Genomic DNA, 23,433 nt, shown 5'->3' on the forward strand with positions numbered 1-23,433 from the left:
ATGGACGGCATCCAGGATTCCCTTCCGGTGCAGAGCCCGCAGGTGCGGACCCTGTTGTTCACCGACCTGTGCGATTCGCTGCAGCTGGTCGAGCGCATCGGCGACATCAGCGCCGCTGAGCTGTTCCAGCAGCACGACCGGCTGGTGCTTGGCCTGCAGCAGCGCTGGAACGGCCAGCTGATCGATCGCTCCGACGGCCTGTTCATGCTGTTCGAGCGCACCATCGATGGGGTCGGCTTCGCCCTGTCCTACCAGAGCGCGGTGGATGCGCTGGGCCGCGAACGCGGCATCGTGCTGCGCGCGCGCGCCGGGCTGCACGTGGGCGATGTGCTGCTGTGGAACAACAGTGCCGAGGCCATGGCCCACGGCGCCAAGCCGGTGGAAGTGGAGGGACTGGCCAAGCCGATGGCCGCGCGGCTGATGCAGCTGGCGTGGCCGGGGCAGGTCCTGCTGTCGGCCAGCGCGGAAAAGATGGCGCGCCGGGCCAGCGGCGAACTGCCGTGGGCGGCCGATGAGCTGCGCTGGAAGGACCATGGCTGCTGGCGGTTCAAGGGCATCAGCGAGCGCCAGGAAGTCTTCGAGATCGGCCTGCGTGGCAGTGCGCCGCTGCGCAGGCCGCGTTCGGGCGAAAAGGCCTGGCGTGATCTGCCGCTGTGGCGGCGCCCGGCTGCCCTGGTGACCGAGGCTGCGCTGGCGTTGGCGCTGGGTGTGCTGCTGTGGACGCTGCTGCGGCCGGCACCGGCCATCGCCTTTGCCGAGCGTGACTGGGTGATCGTCTCGGCCGTGCACAACGCCACCGCGTACCCGCAGCTGGACAGCAGCCTGGAGCAGGCGCTGTACATCAGCCTGGGGCAGTCGCGGTTCGTCAACATCCTCAGCGAACTGAAGGTGCGCGACACCCTGCAGCTGATGCAGCGGCCACCGCAGGCGCGGCTGGACCGCAGCCTGGCCATCGAAGTGGCGCTGCGCGATGGCGTGCGCGCGGTGCTGGTGCCCAGCGTGCTGGAGCTCAACGGCAAGGTGCGGGTCAGTGTCGAGGTGGTCGATCCACGCAGCGGGCAGACCGTCTACACCCGCTTTGCCGACGGTCGCGGGCTGGATTCGATCCTGGCCTCCACCGACCACGTGGTCGCGGCGCTGCGCACGGACCTGGGCGAGGCCCTGCGCGATGTCGGCCGCGACCAGCGGCCGCTGCCGACCGTGGCCACCGCCAACCTTGATGCGCTGCATGCCTATGCCAAGGGCGTGGACGCCACCGCGGCAGCGCGCTATGACGACGCGCTGATGTTCTTCGAACAGGCCACCCGGCTCGACCCCGGGTTCGCCTTTGCCTATGTCGGGCAGATGAACATCCAGCACGCCAAGGGCAACCTGGAGCAGGCCGCCGCGTTGTACCAGAAAGCGGTCAGCCAGCGTGCGCACCTGACCGCGCGTGACCAGCTCTACCTGGACGCGTGGGCCGCCGATTTCCAGGGCGCTCCGCCGGCACGCATCGCCGACCGCTGGCGGATGCTGACCGAGCTGTACCCGGATGATCCGGCCGGCTGGATGAACTACGCCAAGATCCTCTACACGCAGGGTGACTACGACGGCGCCCTGGCCGCTGCGCAGCCGTTGCTGGCCCGGCAGCATTCGCGCCGTGCACTGGTGCTGGTGTTCGTGGCGCGGGTGCAGCTGGCGCGTGGCGAGATCGCCGCCGCCGAAGCCGCCCTGCGCGGCGCACGCCTGCATCCTGGCTGGAACGGGGATGCGATGGAACCGCTGCTGCTGGCCCTGTCGGGGGATTTCGATGCGGCCAATGCCGGCTTTGCAGCAATGCGGTCCTCCGGGCTGGGAGCGCGCATGCTGCGTGCGGCGGTGCTGGGCATGCAGGATCGCCGCAGCGAAGCGGCCAACGACATGCAGCAGGCGGCCGCGCAGTGCACGACCGGCTCCGGCCTGTGCGACATCCTGGCGTTGCAGGCGCTGGCCTGGCGTGGCCAGCAGCCGGTGCCCACCGCCTCGCAGGCCTACCAGCAGGTGCTCGACCGGACATTGCAGGCGGTCGATCGTTCGCAGCCGGCGCCGGCACGGCGCAACGCATTCATCGCGCTTGCCGCGGCCTACCACGCCGTGCGCGCCGGTCAGGGCGCGGTGGTGGCGCAGCGGCGGGAGGCGTTGCAGGCGCTGCCCGAACGCGATGCAGACCCGCGCCTGCGCGAGCTGTGGAACCTGTTGCAGGCGCGCATCGCGCTCGACCAGGGCCGGCTGGCCCAGGCCCAGTCGCTGCTGGCCCAGCAACCTGCTGCGAGCCTGTTCCAGAGGCGGGTGCTGCAGTTGGACCTGGCCACGGCCAGCGGCGACCATGCCACGGCCCTGCGCCACGCACAGTGGCTGCAACGCCACGTAGGCCTGGCATTTGCCGAGGACGTTGGCGACTACGCGCTGCTTCCACTGAACGCGATGGACGTGCAGCGGTTGACGTCGATCCGGCCCGCCCCGCTGGCGGGCAAGGGCGCGTCAGCCGCGCCCTGAGGTCGGTTTACTGATCCAGGCCCGGCAGGCCATCTTCGAACAGGAAAGGCACGGTGAACGCGGCGCGCACGTCCAGCAGCTGGTGCATGCGCGCAGCGGCCTTGGCGAACTCCGCCTTGCCGCCCAGCGAGGCCAGCGGCGTATGGCAGGCGCGCACGGTTTCCTCGTCGGCGCCGAGCGCGAGCAGCGCCTGGCCCGGATCCCTGGCAAATTCGGCACGGAAGGCATCATCGCTGGACAGCCGGTCCAGCAGCTGCCGGACAACGTCGGCGGAGAGGGGCGAAGCAGACATGGGATACGACCGCAAGGTTGGGAAAATGGAAATATCGGCGGCAACGCCGCGAAGTTGATGGGCGTGCGCGCGTGCCACGCTATGATCGGCGCCCTGCACAACCGTGGGATGCCATCGCGATGAGATTCCGTCGTTGCCGGACGCTGTTCGTCGAGCCGGTGGAACGCCTTGCCTTCAACCTGGATGCGCTGCTGGCCGGTGGTACGGGCGTGCAGCTGCAACCGGTGCTGCAGGTACACGCCGCGCATCTGCCGACCGTGCAGGTGATCGATGCGGCCAGTTGTGCCTGGTTGCTGGCCTGCAGTGCCGAACGCTGGCAGTCGTTGCCGCAGGCGCCGGAGGCGCGCAGCCGCGTGCTGGCGCTGCTGCAGCAGGGGCTGCTGGTCAGCGATGACCCGGCCCACGCCGAGGTGTTCGCGGCCGAGCAGGAGCTGCGCGACAGCCACTGGTGGCCGCTGTCGGCCCTGCATTACCAGCAGTCGTGCTGGGACGGCGTGGACAGCGTGCAGGACATGGAGCAGCACCAGCTGGTGACGGCACGCGATCTGGTGCGCAGCTTCGGCAACCCGCCACCGGAAGCGCCGCCGCGGTTGCCCGGCGCGGTGCCGCTGCCGCGTTGCCAGGACGATCCGCTGCAGCCGCTGTTGCAGGCACGGGCCACCTGCCGCAATTTCGATCGTGCCCGCGCGTTGCCGCTGCCGTTGCTGGCGCGGGTGCTGCAACAGGTGCTGATGGCCCAGGCACAGGTGGAAACCGATCCCGGGGTGCGCTTCCTGAAGAAGAACGTGCCCTCGGCCGGCAGCCTGCATCCGCTGGAAGCCTATCTGCTGGTGCGCAACGTGGAGGGTCTGGCGCCGGGCCTGTACCACTACCATGCGCTGGCGCATGAGCTGGGGCGGCTGCCTGACCAGGAGGACGATCCGGCAGCATTGGGCCTGCGGCTGCTGGCCGGCCAGCACTGGTTCGCCGATGCGCCGGTGCTGCTGGTGCTGGTGTGCCGGTTCGAACGCAACTACTGGAAGTACCGCAACCACGCCAAGGCCTATCGCGCGGTCACGCTCGATGCCGGGCATGTCTCGCAGGCGCTGTATGCGGCCGCGACCGTACAGGGCCTGGGCGCGTTCGTCACCGCCGCCATCAACGAAGCCGAGGCCGGGCGCGCGTTCGGGCTGCGGCCGATGGCCGAGGGCGCGCTGGCCATCTGCGGGCTGGGCTGGCGCAAGGCCGAAAAGACCACCGCGGAACTGGATCCGGGTGGCCACGTGTGGCCGCTGCCGGGCTGACGGTCAGCGGCCCAGGCTGTCGCCGGGCCATAGGGCCCGGCCACGCCCCCTCAGGCGGCCTCGAAGTCCACCAGCACTGCACCATCACCGACCTGGTCGCCGGCCTTGGCACGATAGCCCTTCACCGTGCCATCGGCCGGTGCCTGCAGGGTGTGCTCCATCTTCATCGCCTCCAGCACCACCAGCGGCGTGCCGCGCTTGACCTCGGTGCCGGCCGCGACCAGCGTGGCCACGATCCTGCCGGGCATCGGTGCCAGCAGGCTGCCGGCGTCGGCCACGGCATGGTCCGATTCACCCACCGGATCGTGCAGGGTGAAACGATGCTGGCCATCGGCACCGAACAGGTACAGCTGGTCGCCGTCGCGCAGCAGCTGCAGTGTCCAGCGGCGCCCGCCCAGCTGCAGGGTCAGTGCGTGCGCGTCGGCCGTGCCGATGGCCAGTACCGGCGCGGCGTCATCGCACTGCATCCGCCAGCCGTCAGCCTGCGCCCACACCTTCAGGCTGTGCCGCCGCTCGCCCTGCTGCACTGGCAGCACGCGTGGCGCACGGGCACCCAGGCGCCAGCCGTCCTGTGCCTGCCACGGCGAATGCGGATCGCGTGCGTCGGTGCTGGCGCCCGCGGTGCTGGCCACCGCGGCCACCGCCGCCAGCAGCCACAGGGCGTCGTCGCTGTCGCCCAGCACGCTCAGCGCCGCCTGTTCGCGTTCGATCAGTGCGGTATCCAGCTTGGCGTGGGTGAACGAATCGGTGTTCACCAGCCGGCGCAGGAAACCGGCATTGGTGGTCACGCCCACCACCTGGCAGTCGGCCAGGGCCTGGCTCATGCGGCGCAGCGCGGCATCACGATCCACGTCCCAGACGATCAGCTTGGCGATCATCGGGTCGTAGTACGGGGTGATGCTGTCGCCTTCCTCCACGCCGGTGTCCACGCGCACGTTGGCCGACGGCGTCGGCAGGCGCAGCCGGCGCAGGGTGCCGGTGGAGGGCAGGAAGCCGCGGTCGGCATCTTCGGCGTACAGACGCGCCTCGATGGCGTGACCGCGGATGGCCAGCTGCTCCTGGCGCAGCGGCAGCGGCTGGCCTGCGGCCACGCGCAGCTGCCATTCCACCAGGTCGGTACCGGTGATGTACTCGGTGACCGGATGCTCCACCTGCAGCCGGGTGTTCATCTCCATGAAGTAGAAATCGCCATCCGGGCCGGCGATGAACTCCACCGTGCCCGCACCCTCATAGCCCACCGCGCGCGCGGCATCGACGGCGGCCTTGCCCATCGCCGCACGACGCTCGGCGCTCATGCCCGGTGCGGGGGCCTCTTCCAGCACCTTCTGGTGGCGGCGCTGCACCGAGCAGTCGCGCTCGAACAGGTACACCGCATCACCGTGGGAATCGCCGAACACCTGGATCTCGATGTGGCGCGGGCGCTCGACGTACTTCTCCACCAGTACGTGATCGTTGCCGAACGCCGAGGCCGCCTCGCGCTGGCAGCTGGCCAGTGCATCGACGAAGTCCTCGCTGCGTTCGACCTTGCGCATGCCCTTGCCACCGCCACCGGCGCTGGCCTTGATCAGCACCGGGTAGCCGATGCCGTCGGCCTGCGTGCGCAGGAAGTCCGGCGCCTGCTGGTCACCGTGGTAACCCGGCGTCAGCGGTACACCGGCCTTGGCCATCAGCGCCTTGGCCGCGCTCTTGTCGCCCATCGCGCGGATGGCGCTGGCCGGCGGCCCGATGAAGGTGATGCCGGCGGCGGCGCAGGCATCGGCGAAGTCGGCATTCTCGGACAGGAAGCCGTAACCGGGGTGGATCGCCTGCGCGCCGGTCGCGCGTGCGGCCTCGAGCAGGGCATCGCCGCGCAGGTAACTCTCGCGAGCGGCGGCCGGGCCGATGTGGATGGCTTCGTCGGCCAGCCGTACGTGGCGCGCGTTGCGGTCGGCATCGGAATACACCGCCACGGTGGCGATGCCGAGGCGACGGCAGGTGGCGATCACGCGGCAGGCGATTTCGCCACGGTTGGCGATCAGGATCTTGGTGAACATGGCAACGGGCTTCATGGGAGCGTGCTCGGTCATGGCATGGGTTACATGCGGAACACGCCGAAGCGCGTCTGCTGCGGGGCGGCGTTGAGGCTGGCCGACAGCGCCAGCGCCAGCACCCGGCGGGTGTCGGCCGGATCGATCACGCCGTCGTCCCACAGGCGGGCACTGGCGTAGTAGGGATGGCCCTGTTGTTCGAACTGCTCGCGGATCGGCGCCTTGAACGCGTCTTCCTCCGCGGCTGGCCACTGGCCGCCCTTGGCCTCGATGCCATCGCGCTTGACCGTGGCCAGCACGCTGGCGGCCTGCTCGCCGCCCATCACGCCGATGCGCGCGTTGGGCCACATCCACAGGAAGTTGGGCGAATAGGCACGGCCACACATGCCGTAGTTGCCGGCACCGAACGAACCTCCGATCACCACGGTGAACTTGGGCACCTTGGCGCAGGCCACCGCCATCACCAGCTTGGCCCCGTCCTTGGCGATGCCGCCCTGCTCGTACTTGCGGCCAACCATGAAGCCGGTGATGTTCTGCAGGAACACCAGCGGGATGTTGCGCTGGGTGCACAGTTCGATGAAGTGCGCGCCTTTCAGGGCCGATTCGGAGAACAGGATGCCGTTGTTGGCGATGATGCCGATCGGGTAGCCGTTCAGATGGGCAAAGCCGGTGACCAGGGTCGCGCCATAGCGCGGTTTGAATTCATCGAAACGCGAGCCATCGACCAGGCGCGCGATCACTTCGCGCACGTCGTAGGGCTTGCGCGTGTCGGCGGGAATCACGCCATACAGATCATGCGCCGGCAGCAGCGGCTCTTCGGAGGCCTGCACCGCCATCGCCGGTTCCGGCTTGCGCCAGTTCAACTGCGCGATGATCGCGCGCACCCGGGCCAGCGCCTGCAGGTCGTTGTCGGCCATGTGGTCGGCCACGCCGGAGATGCGCGTGTGCACATCGGCGCCGCCCAGTTCCTCGGCCGTCACCACTTCACCGGTGGCCGCCTTCACCAGCGGCGGGCCACCGAGGAAGATCGTGCCCTGCTCGCGCACGATCACCGTCTCGTCGCTCATCGCCGGCACGTAGGCACCACCGGCGGTGCAGCTGCCCATCACGCAGGCGATCTGCGGAATGCCCTGCGCCGACAGGTTGGCCTGGTTGTAGAAGATGCGGCCGAAATGGTCGCGGTCGGGGAAGACCTCGTCCTGCAGCGGCAGGAAGGCGCCACCGGAGTCGACCAGGTAGATGCATGGCAGGTGATTCTGCTCGGCGATCTCCTGCGCGCGCAGGTGCTTCTTCACCGTCATCGGGTAATAGGTGCCGCCCTTGACCGTGGCGTCGTTGGCCACGATCACGCACTCCACACCGCTCACCCGGCCGATGCCGGCCACCACGCCCGCCGCAGGCACGGCATCGTCGTACATGCCATGCGCGGCCAGCGGCGCGATTTCCAGGAAGGCGCTGCCCGGGTCGAGCAGGGCGTCGATGCGGTCACGCACCAGCAGCTTGCCGCGTGCGGTGTGCTTGGCGCGCGCCGCCTCGCTGCCGCCCAGGGCGGTGCGGGCCAGGGTGGCGTGCAGGTCGTCGACCACCGCCTGCATCGCTGCGCGGTTGCCTTCAAACGAATCGCTGCCCGGTTGCAGCTGGCTGTTCAGTACGGTCATCGCGGTGGCCTTACAGGGTGCGCTGGAACAGTTCGCGGCCGATCAGCATGCGGCGGATCTCCGAGGTGCCGGCGCCGATTTCATACAGCTTGGCGTCGCGCCACAAGCGGCCGGTCGGGTACTCGTTGATGTAGCCGTTGCCACCGAGGATCTGGATCGCCTGGCCAGTCAGCCAGGTTGCCTTCTCGGCGGCGTACAGGATCGCACCGGCGGCATCCTGGCGGGTGGTACGGCCCTGGTCGCAGGCGCGCGCCACCGCATAGACATAGGCGCGGCAGGCACCCAGGCCCACGTACATGTCGGCGATCTTGGCCTGGATCAGCTGGAAGCTGCCGATCGGCTCGCCGAACTGGTGGCGTTCGTGCACATAGGGCATCACCACGTCCATCGCTGCGGCCATCAGGCCCAGCGGGCCACCGGACAGCACCACGCGCTCGTAGTCCAGGCCGGACATCAGCACGCGCACGCCGCCGCCCACCGCACCGAGCACGTTCTCTTCGGGAATCTCGCAGTCCTGGAACACCAGTTCACAGGTGGGCGAGGAGCGCATGCCCAGCTTGTCCAGCTTCTGTGCGGTGGAAAAACCCTTCATGCCCTTCTCGACCAGGAAGGCGGTGATGCCCTTGGCGCCGGCCTCCATGTCGGTCTTGGCGTAGACCACCAGCACATCGGCGTCCGGGCCGTTGGTGATCCACATCTTGTTGCCGTTGAGCACGTAGCGGTCGCCGCGCTTGTCCGCGCGCAGCTTCATCGACACCACGTCCGAACCGGCGCCCGGTTCGCTCATCGCCAGCGCACCCACCTTGGCGCCGCTGCACAGGTCCGGCAGGAAGCGCTGCTTCTGTTCCTCGCTGCCGTTCTTGCGCAGCTGGTTCACGCACAGGTTGGAGTGCGCACCGTAGGACAGGGCGATGCCGCCGGAGGCGCGCGAGATCTCTTCCATCGCCACCACGTGGGCCAGGTAACCCATGCCGGTGCCGCCGTATGCTTCTTCCACGGTCAGGCCGAGCAGGCCCTGTTCGCCCAGCTTCGGCCACAGCGCCAGCGGGAACTGGTTGGTCGCATCGGCCTCGGCGGCGAGCGGGGCGATCTCGGCGGCGGCAAAATGGGCCACGCTCTGGCGCAGCAGGTCGATGTCTTCGCCAAGATCGAAGTTCAGGGATGGCACGTGCATTGTGGTGGCTCCACGGCGGGATGGCAGGAAATGGACGCACCCGGCGGGGGAGTGGATGGCGGTGTACAGGACCGCCACCCACACGGGCGATGGCCCCAGCGTAGCGGGGTTCGGGTAAGAAGTGAATACGAATTCAAAAATTGAAACTAGAATCAGAACATGGCCTACAAACGCTCTGCATTGATGGAAGAACGCCTGGCGGGCGCCCGTGAACGGATCCTGCTGGCGACCCGTGCGCTGGTCGCCACCGGCGGCTGGCGCAACGCCCCGGTGACTGCCGTGGCGACCCAGGCGGGGGTGTCCACCGGGCTGATCTACCGCCATTTCCCGTCCAAGGCCGAGCTGTTCGTGGAAGTGCTCAACGCCGCGGTGGCCCATGAGGTGGCGATCATGGAGCGCATCGCGCAGGGTCCGGAGGCCGCCAGCGAGCGGTTGCGGCTGGCGATCACCGCCTTCGTCCGTCGCGCCCTGGCCGGGCCGGGGCTGGCGCATGCCTTCATCGTCGAACCGGTCGACCCGGATGTGGAAGCCGAGCGCATGCGCGGCCGGCGCGCATTCGGCGATGTGTTCCTGCGGCTGGTGGAAGAAGGCGTGGCGGCCGGTGAGCTGCCGGCGCAGGACGCACATGCGGCCGCTGCCTGCCTGGTCGGTGCGTTCACCGAAGCGATGGTCGGCCCGACCGCACCCAGCCGCGAAGCGCATCGCGACGAGGACGCCCTGGTGGACGCGATCTGCAGCTTCTGCCTGCGCGCGATCGGCGCCCCGGCAATCCGGTAGAGCCGGCCGCTGGCCGGCTGCTGTTGCCGGGGGTCAGATCCCTTTTGCATGGCAAAAGGGATCTGACCCCAGCCCCAGCATGTTGCGTCGCACCAGCAGTGACGCCTGTTGTCGCACGCGAAGCGCGTTCTATACTCGGCCCATCACGCAGTCGCTCAGCCGTGGTCCAACGACTATCAGCCAGGGGTAACGAAGAGTGCGGAATTACGATCTGGAGTTCCTGAAACGCTTCTCCATGGTGATCGCGCTGTTGATGGCCATCACCCTCGGCCTGATCCTCCTTGCCGCCTACATCCACACCCGGATTCCGCCCGAGGTGTCGCCCACGGCAGCCAAGCGCACCGAACAGCGCATCTCGCCCACCGGCGCGGTCTATGCCGGCAGTACCGGTGCCGCCGCGCAGGCCGCCGCCAAGGCCGCCGCACTGGCCAAGGCCGCCTCGCAGGTGGCCTACGGCGGCACCAAGGACGGCAAGGTGATCTTCGACAACCTGTGCACGGCCTGCCACACCACCGGTGTCGGCCAGGCCCCGACGCTGGATCACGCGCACTGGGACAAGCGCCTGGCGCAGGGCAAGGACACCCTCTACAAGCACGCCATCGAGGGCTACACCGGCCCCGACGGCGGCATCATGCCGCCCAAGGGCGGCAACCCGGCACTGACCGAGGAGCAGATCCACGCCACCGTGGACTGGATGCTGGGCAACCTGAAGTAGCCGGCGAACGCCCGAATCACCGGACGGGCGAACCGTCGATCGGGTGATCGGGCGAACGGTAGAGTCGACTGTTAGTCGACTGCTCTTCCCAAGGGCACCGAAAAGCCCGCGCTGCGCGCGATAGTCGACTGACAGTCGACTCTACCCCCCGTGCCCCCGGTTGCCCCCGGTTGCCCGGTCATCGCGTGGGGTTTTGCCCACCACGGCCAAAACCCGGCTGCGCAAGCGGGGTTTCGCATTTCGGGGTTAGTCTGTGCCCCCTCTTCCCTGGAATCGCCCGTCGATGCGCCGCCGCTCCCTTGCCCTTGCCCTGTCCCTGCTGTTGCCGGCCAGCGCCTTCGCCCAGGCCCAGCCGCAGGCCGCACCGGCCCCGGTAGCGCCGGCCGCGCGCGGCAGCGCCACCGTGGTGCTGACCGCCGCGCCCGCAGACTGGCGCGCGCTGGATGGCCAGCGCGTGCGCATCGCCGCGCCGCTGACCCTGGCCGGTACCGACGGCCTGGAACGCTTCGGCGAGCTGACCGTGGCCTTCGACGGCCGCCTCTGGCAGCCGACCGAAGTGGCCGCGCCGGGCACCGCGGGCAGTGAGCAGGTGATGGCCGACAACCAGCGCCGCCGCCTGCTGCTGGACGACGGCAGCGATGCCCGCGACCCCGGCAGCGTGGCTTATCTGCCGGGCAATCCGGTGCTGCGCACCGGCATGCAGCTGCGCAACGTGGAAGGCACCGTGCGCGTGGACGCACAGGGCCGTGCCCGCCTGCAGGTGGACGGCGCGTTGCAGCTGCCGGAACTGCAGCGCCCGCCGGTGCCGAAGGTGCCGGGCAGCCTGCAGATCGCCGCGTTCAACCTGGAGAACTTCTTCAATGGTGATGGCCAGGGCGGCGGCTTCCCGACCCTGCGCGGCGCGCGCACGCTGGACGAGCACAAGGCGCAGGTCGCCAAGCTGGTGGCCACCATCAGCGCCCTCGATACCGACATCGCCGCGCTGATGGAACTGGAAAACGACGGTTACGGTCCGCAGTCGGCCATCGCCGAACTTCTGGCCGCGCTCAATGCACTGCCGCGCACCGACCCGAACGACGAATGGGTGGCGGTGGATCCGGGCGAAGGCCCAGGCACCAATCCGATCCGGGTCGGCATCATCTACAAGCGTGGGTCGTTCAAGCCGCTGGGCAAGCCGCTGACCCGGACCGATGGCCCGTTTGCCGAACACAGCCGTGCGCCGCTGGCGCAGGCCTTCCAGGGCAAGGGCGCGCCGTTCATGGTGGTGGCCAACCACTTCAAGTCGAAGGGCTGCCGCGATGCCAGCGGTGCCGATGCCGACCAGAACGACGGCCAGGGCTGCTGGAACGCCACCCGTGTGGAATCGGCGCGCCAGCTCAACCAGTGGGTGAATGCCGAAGCCGCGCGCCTGAAGGTGAAGGACATCGTGCTGCTGGGCGACTTCAATGCCTACGCGATGGAAGACCCGATCCGCACCCTGCACGACCTGGGCTGGCAGGATGCGTTCAAGGTGGCCAAGGTCGAGCACCCCTACAGCTACGTCTACAACGGCTACAGCGGCCGTCTTGACCACGCCCTGCTGAGCCCGGGCATGGCCAAGCGCCTGCGCGGTGCCGCCGAGTGGCACAGCAATGCCGACGAGCAGGACGCCAGCGGCTACCAGGGCCGCAACGTGCAGGGCCCGTGGCGCAGCTCCGACCACGACCCGCTGCTGCTGGGCTTCGATAAATAACGCGCAACGCCGGGGTCGCGGCAGGGGTCGGATCCCATTCCAACGGAATGGGCTCTGACCCCGATGCACATGCTCACCCCCAGGCGATCAACCCGATCGCCAGCACCGCCAGCGCAAGGCCGGCGCGGTTCCACTTCGTGGTCGCCTCGCCGAAGGCGAACACACCCACCAGCGCACCCAGCACCACCACGCCAATGTTCATGCCGGCGAACACCGTGGCCGGGCTGTCTGGCATCGACTGGTGCGCGTGCACATAGAAGAGAATGTTGCCGCCATTGAGCAGGCCCAGCAGCGCGCCGGCGCCGAGGTTTCGCCAGGCCAGCCGGCTGCGACCGCTGAAGTGCCGCCACAGCTGCAGCGCCAACATCAGCACGAAGGCCACGCTGAAGCTGGCCAGCACCGCCGCCATCGACGGCGTGCCCGAAAGGGCCACCTGCTTGAGCAGCACGTCGACCACGGCAAACCCGCCCCATACGCCCAGCAGCCAGCCCCAGCCGCCGGGCGAGGCCGCCACGGTCGGTCCACGCGGGCGCAGGCTGATCGCCACCATGGCGACCAGGCCCAGCGCCAGGCCGGCCAGCTTCCACGTAGTGGCGGTCTGGCCGAAGAACAGGAACGCCGCGGCCAATGACAGCAGCAGCGACAGCCGCTGCGCCACATCACTGCGGACGATGCCGGCCACCGCCACCGCGCGGCCCAGCACCAGGAAGATCGACGGCAGCACCACCGCCAGCGCCAGCAGCGACAGCCACGGCGCATGCGGCGCGCGCAGTGCATCCAGCGGCGGCTGCAGCACCACCGCCGTGAGCGTCGCCGCCACCAGGTAGTTCCAGGTGACCATCTGCGCGACATCCAGCTGGCGGCGTCCGGCCACCTTCAACAACACCGAAACCAGCACACTGCAGATCACGGCCAGGGACAGGTAGAGCATGGGGCGGGCACAGGGCAGGGGCGGGGGACGGTATCATGGTGCCATGCACAAGCCCTTGTTCCCCGTCGCCCCCGGCCAAACCGCCTGCCTCGAACTGGACGGCCCGGCCGGTCCGCTGGAAGTGGTCGTCGACCTGCCCAAGGCCGATGTGCCGGCGCAGCCGATCGTGGCCGTCATCTGCCATCCGCTGTCCACCGAAGGCGGCACCCTGCACAACAAGGTGGTCACCATGACCGCCACCACCCTGCGCGAGCTGGGCATCGCCACGGTGCGCTTCAACTTCCGCAGCGTGGGCGCCTCGGCCGGTGAGTTCGACCACGGCGTAGGCGAGCAGGACGACCTGAAGGCCGTCGCCGCCTGGGTGCGCAGCCAGCGCGCGGACGATCGCCTGTGGCTGGCCGGCTTCAGCTTCGGCTCGTTCGTTTCGCTGAAGGCGGCAGGTGAACTGCAGCCGGAAGCGCTGATCTCGATCGCACCGCCGGCCGGCCGCTGGGATTTCGACGGCGTGCAACCGCCGGCGCGCTGGCTGGTGATCCAGGGCGAGCAGGACGAGATCGTCGACCCGCAGGCGGTCTACCAGTGGCTGGACACGCTGGACTTCCCGCATGAGCTGGTGCGCATGCCCGACACCAGCCACTTCTTCCACCGCAAGCTGATCGACCTGCGCGGCGCACTCACCCACGGCGTCAAGCACTGGCTGGGCGCGGCGGCATGAGTGCAGCCGAGCTGACGCCTTCGCAGCGCTATGCCGAAGGAGTCGCCCGTGGCGACTGGCAGGATGACCCGGCCCAGCATGCGGCGCTGGCCGAGCTGGACCGCATCCATCGGGGCCTGGTCGACAGCGCCGAGGACGGCTGGCTGGACCGCCTGTCCTCGTTCTGGAAGAAGCCCGAGCCGGTCAAGGGCCTGTACTTCTGGGGCGGTGTCGGCCGCGGCAAGACCTTCCTGGTCGACCTGTTCTACGACGGCCTGCCGATCAAGCAGAAGTACCGCACGCATTTCCACCGCTTCATGCGCAGCGTCCACGAGCGCCTGCGCGAGCACCAGGGCCAGAGTGACCCGCTGGCCAGGATCGCCCAGGAATGGCGCAGCAACCTGCGCGTGCTGGTGCTGGACGAGTTCTTCGTCACCGACATCGGCGATGCCATGCTGCTGGCGCGGCTGCTGGAGCGCCTGTTCGCCGAGGGCGTGACCCTGGTCACCACCTCCAACACGGCAGTGGAGAACCTGTACCTCAACGGCCTGCAGCGCGAGAGCTTCCTGCCGGCCATCGGCCTGCTGCAGCGCTTCTGCGTGGAGCTGTACGCCGAAGGCACTGAGGACTACCGCATGCGCGCGCTGACCCGCTCGCCGGTGTACCGCGCGCCGCTGGCCGCCGACAGCGATGCCTGGCTGGCCACGCGCTGGGCCGAACTCAGTGGCGGCCAGCCGGCCAAGCCCGGCAACATCGAGATCGAGGGTCGCAAGATTCCGGTGCGCGGCCGCGGCAAGAGCATTGCCTGGTTCGATTTCGCCGCCCTGTGCGAGGGCCCGCGCGGGCCGTCGGATTACATCGAGATCGCGCACGAGTTCAACACGGTGCTGCTGGGCGGCATTCCCGCCTTCGACCGCCTGAACGAAGATGCCGCGCGCCGCTTCGTCAACCTGATCGACGAGCTGTACGACCGCCACGTCAACCTGGTCTGTACCGCCAGCACCTCGCCGATCGAGCTGTACACCGGCCAGCGCCTGCAGGGCGCGTTCGAGCGCACCGCCTCGCGCCTGATCGAAATGCAGAGCGCCGAATACCTGGGCACCCCGCACCGGGCGTGAGGGGGAGTGCCGCTGTCGGCCCCCGACCGGCCCCGGTCGCCCCGCTTGGTAGAGTCGAGCTTGCTCGACTGCTTTTCGCACGGTGCCAGAAGCCGTCGAGCAAGCTCGACTCTACCTGGCGTGCCGAAAAGCAGCCGAGCATGGGCTCGGCTCTACAACAGTGCCGCGTGGCTACCGCGTGGGCGCAACCGCGTTCCCCAACGGTCGCTCATCCGGCCCGGCCGACACCTGCAGGCCGGTGTCGGCGGTGTGCTCGACCCGGATCCCCTCGCTGCGCTCCAGCAGCCGCAGCGGTTGGCCCTGGTAGCGCACCTCCAGCGCGTCGTGGGTATCGGCCAGCGCCTGCACCAGCGGGCACAGCGCCTGCGCGCGGGCTTCGATGCGCTCGGCGCGGCCTTCCAGCTGCTGCTCCATCTGCGCGTCCAGGCGGTCGGCGCGCGCCTCCATGGCGTCGCTGCGGCCGGTGAAGATCTGCCAGAGCATGCTGCGGGCGATGGACGCGGACAGTGATTCGGCCATGTCCTGCACCTTGGCCTCGAAGCCCGGCCCGAACACCGCCTGTTCCCAGTAGCCCTTGCCCAGCGTGCCGCCGATCCAGTCATCGGCCTGCCGGCGCAGGCGCCGCACCTTGCGGCTGTTGGCGGTGCCGGTCAGGCTTTCATAGACCCCGTCGAGCACGTCGAAACTCAGTCCGCTCACTTCCTGGGCCAGTGCCGTGGCCGCCGGCATCAATTGGCGGGCGCCGGCCTCGAGCTGGCGCAGGCGTGCGGCATCGGCGGCGCTGACCGGCACGATCGTATCGTCCAGGCTCAGCACACCATCGTGGAACACCACCTCGTGCGGCGCCTGCGGCCCGTGCCGCAGCCAGATGCCACCGCTGTCCACCAGCACGTCGTAATCGGTGCGGATGCCGCACTGGTCCGCGTGCAGCTTCGGCGCGTCGGCGGCCTGCGCGGGGGCCAGCAGCAAGGCCGACAGCAGGGCGAGGGTGGGCAGGCGCAGATCCATGGCGACAGTCCGTGTGGCGAGCCTGCAGCATCTGCCGGCCAGGCCGCGCCGGCATCGGCCGGAAGTCACCCCGCCAGCGGCTGCCCACCGGATGCCCACCACCTATCCACAGGGTTGTCCCTGGCCAGCTTCATCACTGTCATGTGAAGCTGTCATTGTTCCGTTTCCGCGCGGCGTTGTACCACCGGAATGACGCGTCTCGGGCTTGACTGCGCAGCCCGTTCCGGCAGGTCTGAAGCGTCTGATCGGGCCGCCGATGGCACGATCCTTGCGGCGCAAGGGATTGCCGAATTTCACTACATTTGGCGTTGACGGCCCCCATCACCCCCACTATCTTGTGGCTGCCGGTCGCAACAACCCCAGGTATGGGGGTCCGCCGCGGGGTCTCCCGGATACCCGCATGCAACCGTCAACGGCAGTGGCAGGCGCAGGGTCTCATCCTCTGCGACGCCGTCCTGCCACCCTGGGCTGTCATGTCCCGGGCCGCGTCACCCGATGCATCGAGCACCCCCAATCACGCCAAGAGGACACACGCCGTGAGCACCGAATCCAGCGCCACCATCGAGAAGGAAAGCGAGTTCCTGTTGACGTCGCCGCCGACGGCCAACGCGATGAGTGTGACCAAGCGCAACGGGACCACCGAACTGGTGGACCTGAACAAGATCGTGCGCGCGGTGCAGCGTTCCTCCGAAGGCCTGCACGCCGTCGATCCGATGCGCGTGGCCACCCGCACCATTTCCGGCCTGTACAACGGCGCCACCACCCGCGAGCTGGACGAACTGTCCATCCGCACCGCCGCGCTGCTGATCGGTGAAGAGCCCGAGTACGGCCGTCTGGCCGCGCGCCTGCTGGCCAACTACATCGCCAAGGAAGTGTCGGGCCAGGAAATCTACGCCTTCTCGCAGTCGGTCAGCCGTGGCCACGAAGTGGGCCTGATCAACGACCGCCTGCTGAACTTCGTGCAGACCAACGCACGCAAGCTCAACGATGCCATCGACATCTCGCTGGACCTGAACTTCGATTACTTCGGCCTGCGTACCCTGTACGACCGCTACCTGCTGCGCCACCCGCACACCCGCAAGGTGATCGAGACCCCGCAGCAGTTCTTCCTGCGCATCGCCAGCGCGCTGAGCGAGGACGTGTCCGAGACCCTGGCGCTGTACAAGCGCATGGGCAACCTGGACTACCTGCCGTCCAGCCCGACCCTGTTCAACTCCGGCACCACCCACGAGCAGCTGTCCTCGTGCTTCCTGCTGGACTCGCCGCAGGACTCGCTGGAATCGATCTATGCCAAGTACGGCGATATCGCCCAGCTGTCCAAGTTCTCCGGCGGCATCGGCGTCAGCTACACCCGCGTGCGTTCGCGTGGTTCGCTCATCAAGTCCACCAACGGCCATTCCAACGGCATCGTGCCGTGGCTGAAGACCATGGATTCGTCGGTGGCCGCGGTGAACCAGGGCGGCAAGCGCAAGGGCGCTGCCTGCGTCTACCTGGAAACCTGGCATGCCGACGTCGAGGATTTCCTCGAGCTGCGTGACAACACCGGTGACGAAGCCCGCCGTACCCACAACCTGAACCTGGCCAACTGGGTGCCGGACCTGTTCATGAAGCGCGTCGAGGCCGACCAGGAATGGTCGCTGTTCGATCCGCGCGTCGTGCCGGAGTTCACCGACCTGTTCGGCGAAGCCTTCGAGCAGGCCTACGTGCAGGCCGAAGCGCAGGGCAAGGCCAGCCGCACCATCTCGGCGCGCAAGCTGTATGCCCGCATGATGCGTACGCTGGCCGAGACCGGCAACGGCTGGATGACCTTCAAGGACAAGTGCAACCGCGCCAGCAACCAGACCCTGCGCGCCGGCAACGTGATCCACCTGTCCAACCTGTGCACGGAAATCCTGGAGGTCACCTCCAACGATGAAACCGCCGTGTGCAACCTGGGTTCGATCAACCTGGGCAACCACTTCGACGAGCACAACGACTTCGATTTCGAGAAGCTGGCCGAGACCGTGCGCCTGGCCGTGCGCCAGCTCGACCGCGTCATCGACCTGAACTTCTATCCGATCGAAACCGCCCGCCGCGCCAACCTGCGCTGGCGTCCGGTCGGCCTCGGCTGCATGGGCCTGCAGGACGTGTTCTTCCGCAAGCGCCTGCCGTTCGACAGCGCCGAAGCCCGCGCACTGTCGAAGAAGATCGCCGAAACGATCTACTTCCACGCGCTGGAAACCTCCTGCGAGCTGGCCCAGGAACGCGGCAAGCACCCGTCGTTCAACGACACCCGTGCCGCCGGTGGCGAACTGCAGTTCGACGCCTGGAACGTGGTGCCGGAAGACACCGCACGCTGGGATGCCCTGCGTGCGCGCATCAAGGAGCATGGCCTGCGCAACTCGCTGATGATCGCGATCGCCCCGACCGCGACCATCGCCTCGATCGCCGGCTGCTACGAGTGCGTCGAGCCGCAGGTGTCCAACCTGTTCAAGCGCGAGACCCTGTCCGGTGACTTCCTGCAGGTCAACCGTTACCTGGTCAACGAGCTGAAGAAGCTGGGCCTGTGGACCGCTGACATGCGCGATGCCATCAAGCTGGCCGAAGGTTCCATCGCCGGCGTGGCGCAGATTCCGGAAACCCTGCGCGAGGTCTACCGCACCGCGTGGGAACTGCCGATGCGTTCGCTGATCGACATGGCCGCCGAGCGTGGTGCCTTCATCGACCAGTCGGCCTCGCTCAACCTGTTCATGGAAAGCCCGAACATCGGTGCGATGTCGTCCATGTACATGTACGCCTGGAAGCAGGGCATCAAGACCACCTACTACCTGCGTTCGCGTCCGGCCACCAAGATCGCCAAGACCACGGTGAGCAGCGCGGCCCCGGCCAAGGTGTTCAGCCCGGACGAAGCGATCGCCTGCTCGCTGGAAAACCCGGAAGCCTGCGAGGCCTGCCAGTAACACACCGCGCGGTGGGTGCCGACCGTTGGTCGGCACTCGAACACCTCGCACCTGTAGAGCCGAGCCATGCCCGGCTGCGGAAAAACACCCACGGTAGCGCCGGGCCATGCCCGGCGTCTCACCCAGGAATTCAAGGAAACACCCATGGCCGACAAGCCCAAGCAGATGCTGCTCGATCCCGGTTTTGAACTGACCCTGCGCCCGATGCGCTACCCGCAGTTCTATGACATGTACCGGAACGCGATCAAGAACACCTGGACGGTGGAAGAGATCAACTTCCAGATCGACATCACCGACCTGCACAGCAAGATGTCGCCGGGTGAGCGCCACCTGATCCACCGCCTGGTCGCGTTCTTCGCCACCGGCGATTCGATCGTGTCCAACAACCTGGTGCTGAACCTGTACCAGCATTTGAACGCGCCGGAAGCGCGCATGTACCTGTCGCGCCAGCTGTACGAAGAAGCGCTGCACGTGCAGTTCTACCTGACCCTGCTCGACAACTACCTGCCGGATCCGGAAGAGCGCGTCAAAGCGTTCGCCGCGGTGGAGAACATCGACTCGATCAAGAAGAAGGCCGACTTCTGCTTCAAGTGGATCGACTCGATCCAGGACCTGAAGCGCATCGAGACCCGTGCCGAGCGCCGCCAGTTCCTGCTCAACCAGATCTGCTTCGCCGCGTGCATCGAAGGCCTGTTCTTCTTCGCCGCGTTCGCCTACGTGTACTACTTCCGTTCGCGTGGCCTGCTGCCGGGCCTGGCCTCGGGCACCAACTGGGTGTTCCGCGACGAGAGCGCGCACATGGAGTTCGCATTCGAGTCGGTGCGCGTGGTGCGTGAGGAAGAGCCGGACCTGTTTGACGATGAGATGAAGCAGCAGGTCTATGACATGCTGGCCGAAGCCATCGAATGCGAAGTGCAGTTCGCCGAAGACGTGCTGTCCGGCGGCGTGGCGGGCATCTCGACCCGCGACATGCGCCAGTATCTGCAGCACTGCGCCGACCAGCATTTCGCCAAGCTGGGCATGGAAAAGAAGTACAACGTGCGCAACCCGCTGCCGTTCATGGAGCTGCAGGACGTGCAGGAACTGACCAACTTCTTCGAACGCCGCGTCTCGGCCTACCAGGTCGGCGTGCAGGGCGAAGTCGCCTTCGACATGAACTTCTGATCGAAGCGGTCACTCCGGTTGCAACGAAAAACCCCGGCCAACGCCGGGGTTTTTTGTTCTTGTAGAGTCGAGCTTGCTCGACTGCTCTACGCGAACGGCAGTCGAGCAAGCTCGACTCTACAAAGGCTCAACGGCCGTCGAGCAAGCTCGACGCTACGCTCAGCGCCGCCCTTCCACCGCCATGCGTACCGCCAGCCCGGCCAGCACTGTGCCCATCAGCCAGCGCTGCACCGCCTGCCAGGTCGGGCGCGCGGCCAGGAAGCCGGCGATGCTGCCGGCCATCACCGCGATCACGGCGTTGACGCTGACACTGATCGCGATCTGGGTGAAGCCCAGCACCAGCGACTGCATCAGCACACTGCCATGGCCTTCCGGGTGCAGGAACTGCGGCAGCAGTGACAGGTACATCACCGCGATCTTCGGATTCAGCAGGTTGGTCAGAAAGCCCATCGCGAACAGCCTGCGCGGGCTGTCCTGCGGCAGGTCACGTACCGCGAACGGCGACCGGCCGCCGGGCTTGAGTGCCTGCCAGGCCAGATACAGCAGGTACAACGCACCGCCGATGCGCAGCGTGTCGTAGGCCAGCGGCACGGTCATCAGCAGGGCGGTGATGCCCAGCGCCGCGCACAGCATGTAGAACACGAAGCCCAGCGCGACCCCGCCCAGCGAAATCAAGCCGGCGGTGCGGCCCTGGCAGATCGAGCGCGAGACCAGGTAGATCATGTTCGGCCCGGGTGTAAGCACCATGCCCAGCGAGATGAGGGCGAAGGCCACAAGGTCGGAGGGGGCGGGCATGGTCAGTCCTGGCAGTGGGCGTGGCGCAGTGTAGCGCCGCCTGCACGGGGCCTGGCATAAAATTGCCGCACCCCACACCGACATCCCCGCCATGACCCCGATCCCCGAGACCGTGCCGCCCATCGAAGTGCGCATGGCCGAAATCGTCTTCCCCAACCACACCAACCACATGGGCACCCTGTTCGGTGGCCAGGCGCTGGCGTGGATGGACAAGGCCGCGTTCCTGGCCGCCGCCCGTTATTCGCGCCGCACCGTGGTGACCGCACGCAGCGACCAGGTCGACTTCAAACTGCCGATCCGCATCGGACAGATGGTGGAAACCATCGGCCGCATCGTCGAGGTTGGCCGCAGCTCGATGAAGGTCGAAGTGGAGCTGATTGCCGAAGATCTGCACAGCGGCGAGCGCCAGCTGTGTACCCGCGGCCACTTCGTGATGATCGCGCTGGGTGAAGACGGCCAGCCCACGGCCGTGCCGCGTCTGCCCGCTGCGCCCTGAACCGATGCTTGCGGGGGCGCCCGAACGCCCCCACCTGAAGACCATGACCCCGCCGCTGACCGACTTCATCGACCGCGCCCAGCGCCTGTTCGTGCTGACCGGCGCCGGTTGCAGTACCGCTTCGGGCATTCCCGACTACCGCGACACCGACGGCCAGTGGAAGCGCACGCCGCCGGTGACCTACCAGGCCTTCATGGGCGAGGCGGCCACCCGCCAGCGCTACTGGGCGCGCAGCCTGCTGGGCTGGCCGCGCTTCGGCCGGGCCCGGCCCAACGGCACCCACCAGGCGCTGGCGGCACTGGAAGCGCGTGGCAAGCTGCAGGTGCTGCTGACCCAGAACGTGGACGGCCTGCACCAGCGCGCCGGCAGCCACAACGTGATCGACCTGCATGGCCGCCTGGACCTGCTGCGCTGCATGGGCTGCGAACGCCGCAGCCGCCGTGAGGATTTCCAGCAGCGCCTGCTGGAGGCCAATCCGGGCTGGGATGCCCTGGAGGCCGGCATCGCTCCCGATGGCGACGCCGATCTGGAGACCGATTTCTCCCGCTTCATGGTGCCCGAGTGCCCGCACTGCGGCGGGGTGTTGAAGCCGGACGTGGTGTTCTTCGGTGAAAACGTGCCGCGTGAGCGCGTGGCGGCCGTGCATGAACACCTGCAGCAGGCCGACGCCGTGCTGGTGGTGGGTTCCTCGCTGATGGTCTATTCGGGCTTCCGCTTCGTGCAGGCCGCGGCCAGGGCAGGGTTGCCCGTAGCGGCGCTGAACCGCGGACGCACCCGCGCCGATGACCTGCTGCAGTTCAAGGATGAACGCGACTGCGCCGAGGCGTTGACCGGCTGGGTGGCGGGCTGAGCCGAGCGTGGGCTCGGCTCTACAAGGGGTTGTTGGTTTCTGTAGAGCCGAGCCCACGCTCGGCTCAGCCAGGTCGCGCGAAACAGCGATCCATCCACACGGTTGATTCGCAGGCCGTGCGGCGGTGCAATACGCTCACCCATCCGCTTGCCCCGCATTGCCGTGACCCAGCTGTTTTCGCCGATCTCGCTCGGCCCCCTCACCCTGTCCAACCGCATCGTCATCGCGCCGATGTGCCAGTACTCCGCCGAAGACGGCCGCGCCAGCGACTGGCACGCCATGCATCTGGGCAACCTGGCGCAGTCCGGCGCCGGTCTGCTGATCCTGGAAGCCACCGCGGTCGAACCGCGCGGCCGCATCAGCTGGGCCGATCTGGGGCTGTGGGACGACGGCACAGAGGCCGCGCTGGCGCAGGTGCTGGCCAGCGTCCGCCGCTGGTCGCCGATGCCGCTGGGCATCCAGCTTGGCCACGCCGGGCGCAAGGCCTCGGTGAGGCGCCCGTGGGATGGCGGTGGCCAGCTGCCGGCCGACGATGCCCGCGGCTGGCCCACGGTGGCACCGTCGCCGCTGCCGTTCCATGCCGCAGATCCGGCGCCGCAGGCACTGGACGAGGCCGGCATCGCCGAGGTCATCGCCGCCTTCGCCGCCAGCGCGGTGCGCGCCGAGCGCCTGGGCTTCGAGCTGATCGAGCTGCATGCCGCGCACGGTTACCTGCTGCACCAGTTCCTGTCGCCGCTGAGCAACCGTCGCACCGATGGCTACGGTGGCTCGCTGCCGAACCGCCTGCGTCTGCTGGTGGAAGTGTTCGACGCGGTGCGCGCGGCGGTGTCGGACAAGGTCGCGGTGGGTGTGCGCCTGTCCGCCAGCGACTGGGTAGAAGGTGGCTGGGATCTGGTGCAGAGCGAAGCACTGGCGCAGGTCCTGGACGCACGCGGCTGCAATTTCCTGCACGTTTCCAGCGGCGGGCTGGATGAGCGCCAGAAGATCACCGTCGGCCCGGGCTACCAGGTGCCGTTCGCGGCGGCGATCAAGTCCAAGGTGCGCATGCCGGTCATCGCCGTGGGCATGATCACCGAGCCGGAGCAGGCCGAGTCGATCCTGCGCCACCGCCATGCCGATGCCGTGGCGCTGGCGCGCGGCATCCTCTACGACCCGCGTTGGCCGTGGCACGCCGCTGCCGCACTGCGCGAGAGCGTGCTACCGGCGCCGCAGTACCTGCGCTGCGAACCGCGCGATGCACGCGGCGTGTTCAAGACCCGCTGAGGC

19 protein-coding genes are annotated in these 23,433 nt (G+C 68.2%); 12 read left to right on the top strand and 7 right to left on the bottom strand.

All coding sequences use genetic code 11. The features are described from left to right. Positions 1-2,514 (top strand): putative peptide modification system cyclase, encoded by a 2,514-nt coding sequence (locus C9412_RS09935; RefSeq protein WP_107231457.1) that lies wholly within the window; start codon positions 1-3, stop codon positions 2,512-2,514. Positions 2,515-2,521: 7 nt separating this feature from the next. Here C9412_RS09935 and C9412_RS09940 read toward each other — a convergent pair whose 3' ends face one another. Next, positions 2,522-2,806: an NHLP-related RiPP peptide gene (locus C9412_RS09940; protein WP_107231458.1), complete on the bottom strand. Its 285-nt coding sequence runs from the start codon at positions 2,804-2,806 to the stop codon at positions 2,522-2,524. Between the two features lie 119 nt (positions 2,807-2,925). Here C9412_RS09940 and C9412_RS09945 point away from each other — a divergent pair, with 119 nt between their 5' ends. Then, positions 2,926-4,089, top strand: a complete 1,164-nt coding sequence (locus C9412_RS09945) for a putative peptide maturation dehydrogenase (protein WP_107231459.1) — start codon at positions 2,926-2,928, stop codon at positions 4,087-4,089. 50 nt (positions 4,090-4,139) lie between these two features. On the opposite strand, the gene C9412_RS09950 is transcribed toward C9412_RS09945, so the two are convergent. The 3 genes from C9412_RS09950 to C9412_RS09960 are packed head-to-tail and all read right to left on the bottom strand — an operon-like array spanning position 4,140 to position 8,948. Next, entirely contained in the window at positions 4,140-6,122 is a 1,983-nt protein-coding gene (locus C9412_RS09950; RefSeq protein ID WP_107231460.1) for an acetyl/propionyl/methylcrotonyl-CoA carboxylase subunit alpha, read from the bottom strand. A gap of 41 nt (positions 6,123-6,163) precedes the next feature. Then, entirely contained in the window at positions 6,164-7,774 is a 1,611-nt protein-coding gene (locus tag C9412_RS09955) for a carboxyl transferase domain-containing protein (protein WP_107231461.1), read from the bottom strand. Positions 7,775-7,784: 10 nt separating this feature from the next. Beyond that, positions 7,785-8,948, bottom strand: a complete 1,164-nt coding sequence (locus C9412_RS09960) for an isovaleryl-CoA dehydrogenase (protein ID WP_107231462.1) — start codon at positions 8,946-8,948, stop codon at positions 7,785-7,787. A gap of 159 nt (positions 8,949-9,107) precedes the next feature. Here C9412_RS09960 and C9412_RS09965 point away from each other — a divergent pair, with 159 nt between their 5' ends. From C9412_RS09965 to C9412_RS09975, 3 genes are all read left to right on the top strand, one after another. Continuing rightward, a complete protein-coding gene (locus C9412_RS09965; RefSeq protein WP_107231463.1) occupies positions 9,108-9,725 on the top strand; it encodes a TetR/AcrR family transcriptional regulator in 618 nt (205 codons plus the stop codon). A 196-nt stretch (positions 9,726-9,921) separates the two neighbouring features. Beyond that, complete coding sequence (locus tag C9412_RS09970) at positions 9,922-10,440, top strand: c-type cytochrome (RefSeq protein ID WP_057497004.1); 519 nt, start codon at positions 9,922-9,924, stop codon at positions 10,438-10,440. 283 nt (positions 10,441-10,723) lie between these two features. Continuing rightward, positions 10,724-12,172 carry an ExeM/NucH family extracellular endonuclease gene (locus C9412_RS09975; RefSeq protein WP_107231464.1) on the top strand — a complete coding sequence of 483 codons (1,449 nt, stop codon included), beginning with the start codon at positions 10,724-10,726 and terminating at the stop codon, positions 12,170-12,172. A 73-nt stretch (positions 12,173-12,245) separates the two neighbouring features. Here C9412_RS09975 and C9412_RS09980 read toward each other — a convergent pair whose 3' ends face one another. Continuing rightward, positions 12,246-13,103: a hypothetical protein gene (locus C9412_RS09980; protein ID WP_107231465.1), complete on the bottom strand. Its 858-nt coding sequence runs from the start codon at positions 13,101-13,103 to the stop codon at positions 12,246-12,248. 43 nt (positions 13,104-13,146) lie between these two features. Between C9412_RS09980 and C9412_RS09985 the strand changes: the two genes are divergently transcribed. Together C9412_RS09985 and zapE are read left to right on the top strand one after the other, a co-directional pair. Next, entirely contained in the window at positions 13,147-13,818 is a 672-nt protein-coding gene (locus tag C9412_RS09985; protein WP_107231466.1) for a CocE/NonD family hydrolase, read from the top strand. Beyond that, positions 13,815-14,915 (top strand): cell division protein ZapE, encoded by a 1,101-nt coding sequence (gene zapE / locus C9412_RS09990; protein WP_107231467.1) that lies wholly within the window; start codon positions 13,815-13,817, stop codon positions 14,913-14,915. The genes C9412_RS09985 and zapE overlap by 4 nt, the downstream gene beginning before the upstream one ends. Positions 14,916-15,086: 171 nt before the next feature. On the opposite strand, the gene C9412_RS09995 is transcribed toward zapE, so the two are convergent. Next, positions 15,087-15,923 carry a DUF2884 family protein gene (locus tag C9412_RS09995; RefSeq protein WP_107231468.1) on the bottom strand — a complete coding sequence of 279 codons (837 nt, stop codon included), beginning with the start codon at positions 15,921-15,923 and terminating at the stop codon, positions 15,087-15,089. A gap of 536 nt (positions 15,924-16,459) precedes the next feature. Here C9412_RS09995 and C9412_RS10000 point away from each other — a divergent pair. Both C9412_RS10000 and C9412_RS10005 read left to right on the top strand, forming a co-directional pair. Beyond that, positions 16,460-18,862 (top strand): ribonucleoside-diphosphate reductase subunit alpha, encoded by a 2,403-nt coding sequence (locus C9412_RS10000; RefSeq protein ID WP_107231469.1) that lies wholly within the window; start codon positions 16,460-16,462, stop codon positions 18,860-18,862. Between the two features lie 144 nt (positions 18,863-19,006). After that, complete coding sequence (locus C9412_RS10005) at positions 19,007-20,026, top strand: ribonucleotide-diphosphate reductase subunit beta (protein WP_008264781.1); 1,020 nt, start codon at positions 19,007-19,009, stop codon at positions 20,024-20,026. Positions 20,027-20,185: 159 nt separating this feature from the next. Here C9412_RS10005 and C9412_RS10010 read toward each other — a convergent pair whose 3' ends face one another. Continuing rightward, the gene (locus C9412_RS10010) at positions 20,186-20,821 is read right to left on the bottom strand and encodes a LysE family translocator (RefSeq protein ID WP_107231470.1); all 636 of its coding nucleotides are present in this window, start codon (positions 20,819-20,821) and stop codon (positions 20,186-20,188) included. Between the two features lie 91 nt (positions 20,822-20,912). Between C9412_RS10010 and C9412_RS10015 the strand changes: the two genes are divergently transcribed. From C9412_RS10015 to C9412_RS10025, 3 genes are all read left to right on the top strand, one after another. After that, positions 20,913-21,317, top strand: a complete 405-nt coding sequence (locus C9412_RS10015; protein WP_107231471.1) for an acyl-CoA thioesterase — start codon at positions 20,913-20,915, stop codon at positions 21,315-21,317. Positions 21,318-21,360: 43 nt separating this feature from the next. Beyond that, on the top strand, positions 21,361-22,167 hold the full coding sequence (locus C9412_RS10020; RefSeq protein ID WP_107231472.1) for an NAD-dependent protein deacetylase: 807 nt from the start codon (positions 21,361-21,363) through the stop codon (positions 22,165-22,167). 162 nt (positions 22,168-22,329) lie between these two features. Continuing rightward, positions 22,330-23,430: an NADH:flavin oxidoreductase/NADH oxidase gene (locus C9412_RS10025; RefSeq protein WP_107231473.1), complete on the top strand. Its 1,101-nt coding sequence runs from the start codon at positions 22,330-22,332 to the stop codon at positions 23,428-23,430. Positions 23,431-23,433: the final 3 nt, after the last annotated feature.

This window comes from Stenotrophomonas sp. Nf1, from assembly GCF_003028475.1.
Taxonomy (GTDB): domain Bacteria; phylum Pseudomonadota; class Gammaproteobacteria; order Xanthomonadales; family Xanthomonadaceae; genus Stenotrophomonas.